General features: G+C 67.5%; 14 protein-coding genes. 5 read left to right on the plus strand and 9 right to left on the minus strand.

Going from position 1 to position 11261, the window contains the following annotated elements:
- Positions 1 to 23: 23 nt before the first annotated feature.
- Positions 24 to 296: a GlsB/YeaQ/YmgE family stress response membrane protein gene (locus tag ABS767_RS14660; RefSeq protein ID WP_408079637.1), complete on the minus strand. Its 273-nt coding sequence runs from the start codon at positions 294 to 296 to the stop codon at positions 24 to 26.
- Positions 297 to 419: 123 nt separating this feature from the next.
- Between ABS767_RS14660 and ABS767_RS14665 the strand changes: the two genes are divergently transcribed.
- The gene (locus ABS767_RS14665) at positions 420 to 944 is read left to right on the plus strand and encodes a gamma carbonic anhydrase family protein (protein WP_408079639.1); all 525 of its coding nucleotides are present in this window, start codon (positions 420 to 422) and stop codon (positions 942 to 944) included.
- A gap of 79 nt (positions 945 to 1023) precedes the next feature.
- On the plus strand, positions 1024 to 2007 hold the full coding sequence (locus tag ABS767_RS14670; RefSeq protein WP_408079641.1) for an NAD(P)H-dependent flavin oxidoreductase: 984 nt from the start codon (positions 1024 to 1026) through the stop codon (positions 2005 to 2007).
- 42 nt (positions 2008 to 2049) lie between these two features.
- Here ABS767_RS14670 and def read toward each other — a convergent pair whose 3' ends face one another.
- Complete coding sequence (gene def / locus ABS767_RS14675; protein WP_408079643.1) at positions 2050 to 2577, minus strand: peptide deformylase; 528 nt, start codon at positions 2575 to 2577, stop codon at positions 2050 to 2052.
- Between the two features lie 42 nt (positions 2578 to 2619).
- Positions 2620 to 3216 carry a recombination mediator RecR gene (gene recR / locus ABS767_RS14680; RefSeq protein ID WP_408079645.1) on the minus strand — a complete coding sequence of 199 codons (597 nt, stop codon included), beginning with the start codon at positions 3214 to 3216 and terminating at the stop codon, positions 2620 to 2622.
- A 102-nt stretch (positions 3217 to 3318) separates the two neighbouring features.
- Between recR and ABS767_RS14685 the strand changes: the two genes are divergently transcribed.
- Genes ABS767_RS14685 through truA form a run of 3 tightly spaced genes read left to right on the plus strand, consistent with a single transcriptional unit; the run spans position 3319 to position 5621 of the window.
- The gene (locus tag ABS767_RS14685; RefSeq protein ID WP_408079647.1) at positions 3319 to 3858 is read left to right on the plus strand and encodes a DUF7010 family protein; all 540 of its coding nucleotides are present in this window, start codon (positions 3319 to 3321) and stop codon (positions 3856 to 3858) included.
- A gap of 54 nt (positions 3859 to 3912) precedes the next feature.
- Entirely contained in the window at positions 3913 to 4878 is a 966-nt protein-coding gene (gene fmt, locus ABS767_RS14690) for a methionyl-tRNA formyltransferase (protein WP_408079649.1), read from the plus strand.
- The gene (truA, locus tag ABS767_RS14695) at positions 4875 to 5621 is read left to right on the plus strand and encodes a tRNA pseudouridine(38-40) synthase TruA (protein WP_408079651.1); all 747 of its coding nucleotides are present in this window, start codon (positions 4875 to 4877) and stop codon (positions 5619 to 5621) included. The genes fmt and truA overlap by 4 nt, the downstream gene beginning before the upstream one ends.
- Here the strand turns inward: truA and ABS767_RS14700 are convergent.
- The 6 genes from ABS767_RS14700 to ABS767_RS14725 form a co-directional block, all read right to left on the minus strand.
- Entirely contained in the window at positions 5611 to 6807 is a 1197-nt protein-coding gene (locus tag ABS767_RS14700; protein ID WP_408079653.1) for a class I SAM-dependent RNA methyltransferase, read from the minus strand. The genes truA and ABS767_RS14700 overlap by 11 nt on opposite strands.
- The gene (locus ABS767_RS14705) at positions 6804 to 8204 is read right to left on the minus strand and encodes an NAD(P)H-hydrate dehydratase (protein ID WP_408079655.1); all 1401 of its coding nucleotides are present in this window, start codon (positions 8202 to 8204) and stop codon (positions 6804 to 6806) included. The genes ABS767_RS14700 and ABS767_RS14705 overlap by 4 nt, the downstream gene beginning before the upstream one ends.
- Positions 8204 to 8911 (minus strand): N-acetylmuramoyl-L-alanine amidase, encoded by a 708-nt coding sequence (locus ABS767_RS14710; protein ID WP_408079657.1) that lies wholly within the window; start codon positions 8909 to 8911, stop codon positions 8204 to 8206. The genes ABS767_RS14705 and ABS767_RS14710 overlap by 1 nt, the downstream gene beginning before the upstream one ends.
- A 42-nt stretch (positions 8912 to 8953) precedes the next feature.
- A complete protein-coding gene (locus tag ABS767_RS14715; RefSeq protein WP_408079659.1) occupies positions 8954 to 9697 on the minus strand; it encodes a CheR family methyltransferase in 744 nt (247 codons plus the stop codon).
- 113 nt (positions 9698 to 9810) lie between these two features.
- Positions 9811 to 10872, minus strand: a complete 1062-nt coding sequence (locus ABS767_RS14720) for a chemotaxis protein CheB (protein WP_408079661.1) — start codon at positions 10870 to 10872, stop codon at positions 9811 to 9813.
- A 12-nt stretch (positions 10873 to 10884) separates the two neighbouring features.
- Entirely contained in the window at positions 10885 to 11250 is a 366-nt protein-coding gene (locus ABS767_RS14725; RefSeq protein ID WP_408079663.1) for a response regulator, read from the minus strand.
- Positions 11251 to 11261: the final 11 nt, after the last annotated feature.

Genomic DNA, 11261 nt, shown 5'->3' on the forward strand with positions numbered 1-11261 from the left:
GGAACCAATGTCCCGGTCGGTGCTTAGCGAACCGAACCGCGACGAACCAGGTTCACGATCGCAAGCAACACGACCGCGCCCAGGAACGAGATCAGCAGCGAGGTCGCGCTGAACGAACCCTGGGTAATCGAAGAACCGCCGATCAGCGGGGTAATCAGCAGGCCTGCCAGCAGCGCGCCGACGATGCCGACCACGATGTTGAGGAAAATGCCCTGCTGGGCGTCGGTCCGCATCACGATGCTGGCCAGCCAGCCAAGGACACCGCCCACCACAAGAAGAATGATAAGGTTGATCATTTGCCGTCTCCCGTATTCAGCCTCGGCATTACCGAGTCAGGCGATATACGGTTGAGAAGGCTGGACGTTCCGCGTCCGTACAACTTTGTTTCACTTGTGACACTGTGCGTCAGGGAGATCGACATGCCTGTCTATGCCTTCGAGAACGCCGAACCGGCAATCGCCGCAGACGCCTGGATCGCGCCGAGCGCCGACGTGATCGGCGACGCGCGCATCGCCGCGGGGGCAAGCGTGTGGTTCGGTGCCGTGATCCGCGCCGACAACACGCCGATCAGTCTCGGCGCGCGCAGCAACGTCCAGGAAGGGGCGATGCTCCACTCCGACCCCGGCGCACCGCTGACGGTCGGTGAGGATTGCACGATCGGACACCACGCCATCCTGCACGGCTGCACATTGGGCGATCGCGTGCTCGTCGGCATGGGCGCGGTCATCCTCAATCGCGCGGTCATCGGTGCGGATTGCCTGATCGGGGCCGGCGCCCTCGTCACCGAAGGCAAGCTATTCCCCCCGGGCAGCCTGATCATCGGCAGCCCCGCGCGCGCGGTGCGCGAGATCGACGACACCACCCGCGCAGGGCTGCTGCTATCCGCGCAGAATTATGCAGAGCGCCAGCAGCGCTTTCGCGACGGGCTGCGCCGGATCGATTGATTCGAGGTTTGGGTACGGCAGCGCTTGCCGTTTACGTAAAGCATCTGGACAGGTAATTCGGTTCGTCTATGAAACGGGTATGGCACTGCCCGCTCTCTTCGATCGCCTGCGCCTGCCCGTCATCGGGTCGCCGCTCTTCATCGTCTCCGGTCCCGAACTGGTCATCGCCCAGTGCAAGGCCGGCATCGTCGGCTCGTTTCCGGCGCTCAATGCGCGGCCGCAGAGCCAGCTCGACGAATGGCTGCACCAGATCACCGAGGAACTGGCTGCGTGGAACCGCGACAATCCCGACCGTCCCGCCGCGCCCTATGCGGTCAACCAGATCGTCCACCGCTCCAACGACCGGCTCGAGGCCGACCTGACCACCTGCGCCAAGTGGCAGGTGCCGATCGTGATCACCTCGCTCGGCGCGCAGGAACAGGTCAACCACGCCGTCCACGGCTGGGGCGGCATCGCGCTCCACGACGTCATCAACGACCGTTTCGCGCACAAGGCTGTCGAAAAGGGCGCGGACGGCCTGATCCTCGTCTGCACCGGCGCCGGCGGCCATGCCGGCCAGCTCAGCCCCTTCGCCTTCGTCCAGGAAACCCGCGCCTGGTTCGACGGCCCGATCATCCTGTCGGGATCGATCGCCAATGGCGGCGCGATCCTCGCAGCGCAGGCAATGGGCGCCGACCTCGCCTATATCGGCTCACCCTTCATCGCGACGGCGGAGGCCAATGCCGAAGCGAGCTACAAGCAGGGCATCGTCGAAAGCGGCGCATCGGACATCGTCTACACCAACCTGTTCACCGGCGTGCACGGCAACTATCTGCGCCGCTCGATCGAAGCGGCCGGGCTCGATCCCGACAACCTGCCCGAAAGCGATCCGAGCAAGATGAACTTCGGCTCCGGCGGGAATAGCAAGGCGAAGGCGTGGCGCGACATCTGGGGCTCGGGCCAGGGCATCGGCGCGGTGCACGCGGTTCAGCCCGTGTCCGAATTCGTGGATCGGCTAGACACCGAGTATCGCGCCGCCAAAGCGCGCATCGCAGCGCTGTCGAACGGCGGGTGGTCCGCCTGACATCCCGTCACCCCGGGAACCTCACCCCGAGTAACAAAACCCTCAAGCCGCCAGACGCCGCGCCTTGTCCAGCTTCTTCATGATCATCTGGCGCTTCAGCCGCGACAGGTGGTCGAGGAACACGATCCCCTCGAGATGATCCATCTCATGCTGGATGCACGTCGCGAGCAGCCCGGTGAAAACCTCGTCATGCGCCGCGCCATGCTCGTCCAGCCACTTGACGCGGCAGGTCGCGGGCCGGTCGACATCCGCGAACTGGTCCGGCACCGACAGGCACCCCTCGGTATAGGTGTTCATCTCCTCGGCGGGGTCGAGGATCTCGGGGTTGATGAAGACGCGCGGCGCCTTGATCGGCTTGCCGTCCTCGTCCTCTTCCTCCTGCAGGTCCATGACCAGCACGCGCTTTGGCACCCCCACCTGGATCGCGGCAAGGCCGATGCCGGGCGCGGCGTACATCGTCTCGAACATGTCGGCGATCAGCGCGCGCAGATCGTCATCGACCTTCTCGACGGGGGTGGAGACGGTCTTGAGACGCGGATCGGGAACTTCGAGGATCGGGAGAATGGCCATGCCCCCAATTTAGTCAATCGGCGGGGCCGTCGCAAGATTGGATCAAGCCACCGGCCGCCGCGCGCGCAGCGCTTGCGCCAGCGTCCCCTCGTCGAGATAGTCGAGCTCGCCCCCCACCGGCAGGCCGTGCGCCAGCTGCGTGAGCCGCACCGGATAGCTCTCCAGCCGCTCGGCGATGTAATGCGCGGTGGTCTGCCCCTCCAGCGTCGCATTCATCGCCAGCACCACCTCGTCCACGCCGCCCGCCGCGATGCGGCTGACGAGGCTGTCGATCGCCAGATCCTCGGGCCGCACGCCATCGAGCGCCGACAGCTTCCCGCCCAGCACATGGAATTTCCCCGGGAACAGCCGCGACCGCTCCAGCGCCCACAGGTCCGCCACTTCCTCGACCACGCACAGCTGGCGCGTATCCCGGCGCGGATCGGCACAGATCGCGCACGGATCAGACGTGTCGACATTGCCGCAGATCGCGCAGGTCGCCAGCCGCGCGCTCACCGCCTCCAACGCGCGCAGCAGCGGGTCGAGCGCGGTCTCGCGCTTCTTGAGCAGATGCAGCACCGCGCGCCGCGCCGATCGCGGGCCTAGGCCGGGGAGGCGCGACAGCGCCTGTGTCAGGGTTTCGATCTCGGGCGATGCCATGCCCGGGAGATAGGGCGGACCGCCGCCAAAGAAAACAGTGCGGACATCGCAGATATATGCTGTTATAGTTGAGCAACACACTCCAGCAGCGAGGACCGGTCGATGAAGTTGAGCGAAGCACAGGCCGATGTACGGCGTGCCTATGTCGGTGGTGGGCCGGGCGCGATCGTTTCGGGGTTCGTCTGGCTGGCGGCCGGGTTGGTCGAGGCGCACAGCGGAACTCGCGTGGCGTTCGCCGTGCTGTTCTTCGCTGGCATGCTGATCTTTCCGCTGAGCAAGCTTGCCGTCACGACATTGTTCCGCCGCGCGGGCGAAGCCGCCGGCAACCGGCTGCCGGTGGTCGCGCTCGAAAGCACCGTGGCGATGATCGGCGGACTGTTCGCCGCCTGGCTGCTGCTCGAATCGCGCCCCGATCTCGCCCTTCCCGTCGCGGCGATCGCGGTGGGGACGCATTATGCCGCGTTCAACACGGCCTATGGCGACCGCACCTATTGGCTGCTGGCCGCGCTGCTGACCGGTGCCGGCACGCTCGCCGTCTTCCATCCGCTGCCGCTGATGCCGCTGCCCTTCTGGTTCGCGGGGATCGAGATCGGGTTCGGGATCCTGCTGACCCTGCGCGCAACGCGCGCCGCATCCGCGTGAGTCGACCGCACGCGGCATTCCCAAGCCCGCCCATCGGCACTACACGCGCGTTCCATGCGGATCATCTTCATGGGGACCCCCGAATTCGCGGTGCCGACTCTCGACGCGCTGGTCCAAGCGGGCCACACGATCGTCGCGGCATACAGCCAGCCGCCGCGTCCCGGCGGGCGGCGCGGCAAGGCGCTGACCCCTTCCCCCGTCCATGCCCGCGCCCACGACCTGGGCATCGACGTGCGCACCCCGCTGTCGTTCAGGAAGGAGCCGGAGGCAGTCGCTGCCTTCGCCGCGCTGGATGCCGATGTCGCCGTGGTCGCCGCCTATGGCCTGATCCTCCCGGTGAGCGTGCTGGAGGCGCCGCGCCTTGGCTGCCTCAACGTCCATGCCTCGCTCCTCCCCCGCTGGCGCGGCGCCGCGCCGATCCAGCGCGCAATCCTTGCGGGCGACAGAGAAACCGGCGTCGGGATCATGCAGATGGAGGCCGGCCTCGACACCGGCCCGGTGCGGCTGGAGGGACGCACGCCGGTCGATGGCAAGACGGCAGGCGAACTGACCGCCGAGCTGGCGGCGATCGGCGCCCGGCTGATGGTGCGGGTGCTGGCTGACCCTGAGGCGCATCCACCCGTGACACAGCGCGAGGACGGCGTTACCTACGCCTCCAAGATCGACAAGGCCGAAACCCGGCTCGATTTTACCCAGCCCGCCGAGCAGGTCGAGCGCCAGATCCGCGCCTTCAACCCGCCGGGCGCGTGGTTCGAACATGGCGGCGAGCGCATCCGGGTGCTGGACGCATCCATCCGTCACCCCAGCGAAAGCTGGGGTCTTTCGAGTGGTAGCGACCAGCTTGCTGCAAAAGACTCCAGCGAAAGCGGGGATGGCGGCGTGGTCGTGGATGGAGAGCTCACCATCGCCTGCGCCACGGGCGCGATCCGCCCCACCCGCGTCCAGCGGGCCGGGCGCGGCGTCGTGACCACCCACGAACTGCTCAATGGCTTCCCGATCCCGCCGGGCACGCAACTGTGACCCGCTTCGCGCTGACCATCGAATATGACGGCCGCCCCTTCATGGGCTGGCAATATCAGGACCACGGCCCCAGCGTGCAGGGGGCGATCGAGGATGCGCTGCACGGCATCACCGGCGAGGATGCGCTGGTCCACGCCGCCGGGCGGACGGATGCCGGGGTCCATGCACTCGGCATGCGCGCGCATACCGAGATCGAGAAGGACATCGCCCCGTTCCGGTTGATGGAGGCGCTCAACGCCCATCTGCGCAACGTCCCCGTCGCGATCCTGGCGTGCGCGGTGGTGCCGGACGACTGGCATGCGCGTTTCTCGTGCATCGCGCGCCATTATGTCTATCGCATCGTTTCCCGCCGCGCCCCGCTGACCTTCGACAAGGGGCTGAAATGGCGCGTCCCCCATCCGCTCGACGCGGATGCGATGCACGAAGCCGCGCAGATCCTTGTCGGGACGCACGACTTCACCACCTTCCGATCGGTGCATTGCCAGTCCGCGAGTCCGCTCAAATCGCTCGACCGACTCGATGTGGTACGGGAAGGAGACGAGATCGCGATCCACGCCTCGGCGCGCTCGTTCCTCCACCATCAGGTGCGCTCGATGGTCGGATGCCTGTCGATGGTCGGGCGCGGCCGGTGGAGCGCCGACGACCTGCGCGATGCGCTGGAAGCGAAAGACCGCGCACGGTTGGGACTCAACGCCCCGTCGGACGGGCTGTACTTCGTGAAGGCCGACTACCCTAGCGGCTGAACCGCGCCGCCAGCTCGGCATGGGTCGACCAGCGGAACTGCCCCACCGGCTGCACCCAGTCGAGCTTGTAGCCGCCCTTGACCAGCGTCTCCGCATCGCGCGCAAAGGTCGCCGGGTTGCACGAGACATAGGCGATCACCGGTGCCTTGCTCGCGGCCAGCTCGACCGCCTGTTCCTTCGCCCCGGCGCGCGGCGGATCGAGGATCACCGCATCGAACAGGTCGAGCTCCTTCGCGGTCAGCGGCCGGCGGAACAGGTCGCGATGCTCGGCGAATATCTGTCGCTGCGCGCGCCCGGCGGCCGCCTTGAGCGAGAGGATCGCATCGCGCGCGCCCTCGCCGGCATAGACCTTGGCGGTCGGTGCCATCGCAAATGTGAACGTGCCGAGGCCGGCGAACAGGTCGGCGATCGTCGTCGCGCCGCCCACCGCCTCGCGCACCGCGGCCACCAGTGCCGCCTCCCCCTCGGGGGTCGCCTGCAGGAAGCTTGCGGGCGGAAACGGCACCGCCACCCCGCCAAAGGTGACCGTCACCGGGTCGGGTTCCCACCGCGCCTCGGGCCCCAGCCCGTCGTCGACGCTCAGCCGCCCAAGCGCATGGCGCATGGCGAACGCGGTCACCGCCTCGACCGCCTTCAGGCTGTCGGTCACCAGTCCCTCGACCAGGATGTCCGGCCCCTGATCGGTCAGCGCCATATGCACATTGACCCGACGGCTGGCGGGCAGGTGCGACGCCAGCAGCCCGCGCAGCGGCTGGAGCAGCGCGAACAGCCAGGGGTCGAGCACCTCGCATTGCTGCAGGTCGATCAGCCGGTGGCTCGCCTGTTCGGTAAAGCCCAGATGAACCTGCCGCCCGCGCCGCTCGGCATGCAGCGCGGCGCGGCGGCGGGTCCGCGGCGGCGAGAGGATCGGCGCGCGCACCTCGGCGGTCAGCCCATGCTGCGCCAGCGCCCCCGCGATCCGCATCGTCAGAAACTCGGCATAGGCTGCGTCGTCGAGATGCTGGAGCTGGCACCCGCCGCATTCGGGGAAATGGCGGCACGGCGGCTCGACATGGCGCGGCCCGCGCTCGATGCTGCCGTCGATCCGCAGCCGGTCTCCGGGTGCCGCCAACGCGGCATGCCGCCCGTCCGCAGTCACCCCGTCGCCCCGTGCGGCGACGCGCACGATCATCTCGTCATCGCTCATCGTGCGCGCTCATAGGCAAGCGCGAGCGCGTCCGCCAGTTCGTCGGCGAGGAAGCATCGGTCGAGCATGCGCGCCGCCGTGCCGTGCAACCACACGCCCGCGCTGGCGGCGCCCAGCGCATCCACGCTCGACTGGGCCAGCATCGCGGCGATGGCGCCCGCCAGCACGTCGCCCGTGCCTGCGACCGACAGCCAGGAATTGCCCATCGGCGCGACCGTGACCCGGCCATCGGGGGCTGCCATCACCGTGTCGGCGCCCTTGAACACCACCACCGCATTCGCTCGCCGCGCCCCGTCCAGCGCGCGGTCGATCTTGCTGCCCTGTCCCGCGCCGAATAGCGCGTCGAATTCCCCCGCATGCGGGGTCAGCACCACCGGCGCGGCGCGATCCTTGAGCATGTCCAGATCGAGCAGATGCAGCGCATCGCCGTCGATCACCAGCGCCCGGTCGCTCGCCAGTGCCGCATCCAGCTTTTCCCGCGCCCGATCGTCGCGCCCCAGCCCGGGCCCGGTCACCACGGCGCCGATGCGCTCGTCATCCAACGCCCCCTCGCTCCAGCGCTGGCGGACGATGGCGTGCGGCGGGTTCGGCAGGCCACCCGTCAGCAGCAGCACATAGCCCGCGCCCGCGCGATACGCCGCCCGCGCCGCCAGCTCCGACGCGCCGTGCATCGGGCCGGAGATGACCACGACCATGCCGCGGCTGTATTTGTGCGCGTCGCGGCGCGGCGCTGCGATCCCGGGCCGCTCAAGCGTCCGTACGGGTCCGTCGATCTCGCCGAGCCCGATCTCGACCAGCCGGACCGTTCGGGAACTTGCCCCTGCCGGCAACAGCAGATGCGCGGGCTTGAGCGCTCCGAGCGCCAGCGTCAAATCATAGCCGGGCAGGTCGCAACCGAATGTGTTGCCAGCATCGGCATCCACGCCGCTGGGCAGGTCCACCGCGAACGACAGCCGCGCGGCGGCGACCAGCCTGCGCATCGTCTCCGCCAGCGTCGCATCGATCGCGCGCGTTAGACCCGTTCCGAACAGCGCATCGACCAGGACCGGCGCAGCCTCAGTCTCGCCGGACAAGCTCTCGACCGGCTCGCCCCACGCCGCTCGCGCCTGCGCTGCAGCCTCCGTCTTCGGCTCCCCCAGCGCAGCTACCCGAACCGGCACGCCCCGGTGCGCCAGCGCGCGCGCCGCGACATAGCCGTCGCCGCCATTGTTGCCGGGTCCGCACAGGATCAGCACCTCGCTGCCCGCCGCCAGCCGGTGGACCCAGTCGGCAACGCCCGTTCCGGCGTGCTCCATCAGTTCGGCGACGCTCGATCCCTCGGCAATCGCCCGCTCCTCCGCCGCGCGCATCGCTTCGGCGGTGAGCACCGGCGCCCCTTCGGGCACGGTCTGGAACATCAATCCTCGCCCTGCGGCTTGGGCAGCAGCAGCGCGAGCAGCAGCATCCGGCATTCGGCGTCGATCGTCCCGTCGATCAGCTCGGGGCGGAACCGCCGCTGAAACGCCACGGTGGCCGCGAGCGGGTCGGTCACGTCATACCCGAAGCGTTCGAGCGCGAGCAGGAACCCCGCGTCGCTCCAGCCCGGGTCCATCAGGTTCTTCGTCGGACGCGGCAGCGCCAGCCGCAAACGCGCGAGCTTGCCCCAGGGGAACAGCTCGCCCGGGTCCTGCTTGCGCGCAGGCGCGATGTCGGAATGGCCGACGACATTGCCGCGCGTGATCCCGTGGCGCTCCTTGATATCGGCGACCAGCCGGATCACCGCATCGATCTGCTCGTCGGGGAACGGGCGATAGCCATATTCATGGCCGGGATTGACGATCTCAATCCCCACCGATGCCGAATTGACATCGGTCACCCCGCGCCAGTGCGACCCCCCGGCGTGCCACGCGCGCTTGTCCTCCGGCACCAGCCGGACGATCTGCCCGTCCTCGGCGACCAGATAATGGCTAGAAACGCCGAATTCAGGATCACGAAGCCGCGCAATAGCCTCTTCTGCACTCCGCATCCCCGTATAATGGAGCACAATCATGCTGACCGGCAAAAGCCGCTCGCCGAAATTCGGCGACGGTGCGTCGATGATATTGAGATCGGCCCGGTCCTGCATCGCGTCAGGGATGCGGCGACGCGCGCCGAAACGCAAGCCGGGTTAGCGCGAACCGACCGCCGCACGCAGTTCGGCTGCCGCTTCAGCGCGATAAAGTCCGCGAAACGCGGGACAGGGGGCAAAGGAGTCGGTTTGGCCGATCACGGTCTCGCCCGCGCCCAGCAACAGGAAGCCGTCGTCGCGCACTGCTTCGCGCAGTGTCGAATATGCCCGGCTGCGCATTGCGGGCGGGAAATAGAACAAGACATTGCGACACAAGACGATGTCAAACTTCCCGACTAGCGCCCGGTCTTGCGTCAGGTTGTGGCGCCGAAACTGAACGCGACGCGCGAGTTCCGCGCGCACCACCCATTCCTCGCCGTCCTGCTCGAACCAGTTCACCATCCGTCGAACCGGCAGCCCCCGCTGAATCTCGAACTGCGTGAAGCGCCCCGCCCGTGCCCGCGCGAGGGTCGCTGCAGACACGTCGGTCGCGATAATCTCTGGCATCAGGAGACCACGCGCGACCGCCGCTTCTTCGAACAGCATCGCGAGCGAATAGGGCTCTTGCCCCGTCGAGCATCCCGCCGACCATATGCGCAAGCGTCGGCCCGGATGCTCTGCCTGAAGCGATGCTGCAGCATCGACCACCATCTCCAACACACCGGTGTCACGGAAAAACGAGGTTTCGCGATTGAGGAGCGCATCCACCACGGCATCGGCAAGCGCGCCGTGTGAGGCACTGGTCAGCTGCGTGATCAGGTCGTCCGCCGTCTGCAAGCCGTGCTCGCGCAGAACCGTCTTCAATGCGGTTTCGATCCGCCAGACGCGATTGGCCGCGATCTGCTGCCCGGTCCGCTGCTCCAGCAGCGCTCCGATAATATTGATCGCGCCGGGCGAGACGAGCGGCTGAGCGGCGCTCATATGCGGGGCTTGCGCTGGCTGGCGACCATGCGGCCGATTTCGTCGGGCGGCAATACTGCGCCTGCGCTCCCCGCAATCGCACCGGGCATGCCCCAGACGACCGAACTCGCACGATCCTGCACGATCAGCCCGCCGCCTGCATCGACCAGCCTCTTTGCGCCAATAGCGCCGTCGCGCCCCATGCCTGACAGCATCACGCCAAGCCCGCGACTTCCAAATACTTCCGCAATCGAATCGAGCATGGGATCGACCGATGGCATGCATCCGCTGACCGATCCGTCGTCGGTCAGGCGGATCGCGACGCCGTCCGACATCCGCACGCAACGCATATGAGCATGACCCGGCGCCACCAGCATGCGCCCCGGGCGAACCCGCATATGGTCTTCGGCGACTTCGCACGGGCGCCCTGCCAACACAGCCAACTGCGCGGCGAAATAGCTCATGAAGGACGCCGGCAGGTGCTGCGTGACCAGAATCGGCGTCTCGAAGCTCGCCGGGATCGCCCGCAGCATCTGGCTGAGCGCATGAATGCCCCCAGTCGACGCGCCGATTGCGACGATATCGAACTCCGCGGGAACGCGCGTCGTGCCGGGAGCGGCAGGGGCAGGACTAACCGTCTGATCGGTTAGCCGGGTGAGCCGTTCCTCAAGCGTGAGGGCGAACTTCCCCGCAAAGCTGCCCACCCCTGGTTTCACCAGTGTGTCCGCAGCACCGAGCGCGAGAGCCTGAACAGCTGCTGCGGCTCCTTTCTCCGCAGCGGACGATACGACGAGCACCTTAGCTCCCCGCCCCGCGGCGAGCAGATCGGGCAACGCGGTCAACCCGTGAACGCCTGGCATCTCGAGATCGAGCAGGATCACGTCGGCACGTTGATCCGCTAAAAACATGTGCGCGGCCGCGACATTGCTGACCGATGCGGCGACCTCGAACCGCGCCATTCCCTCGATCATTCGGCTCAGCACGGCGCGCGCCACCGCCGAGTCATCGACGATCAGAACGCGGACACTGTCTTCCGACGGTTCCGGCCGGATGCCGGCCGCGTGGCTGGGACCCGCCATGGGGGTTCTCCCTTAGGCGACGCCGACGATCTGAAGCTTGCTTTCGAGCGTTTCGCGATCGAACGGCTTCATCACATATTCGTCGGCCCCCGCCTCGATTGCCGCACGAATATAGGCCATCCCGTTCTCGGTCGTGCAGAACACAACCTTGGGCTTATCGGCGATCCCGCTGTCCTTCAGCGCACGCAGGAAATCCATCCCACTCATCACCGGCATGTTCCAATCGAGCAATACCACATCCGGCGAAGCCTGCAGACACGCGTCGAGTGCTTCGCGGCCATCTCCGGCTTCGCGCACTTCGAAATTGAGCGTCTCGAGAATGTGTCGCGCAACCTTGCGGATCACCTTGGAATCATCGACGACGAGGCAGGTCTTCATACAAGGTACTT

This window comes from Sphingomonas plantiphila (assembly GCF_046000505.1).
In the GTDB taxonomy this organism is placed as follows: domain Bacteria; phylum Pseudomonadota; class Alphaproteobacteria; order Sphingomonadales; family Sphingomonadaceae; genus Sphingomonas; species Sphingomonas plantiphila.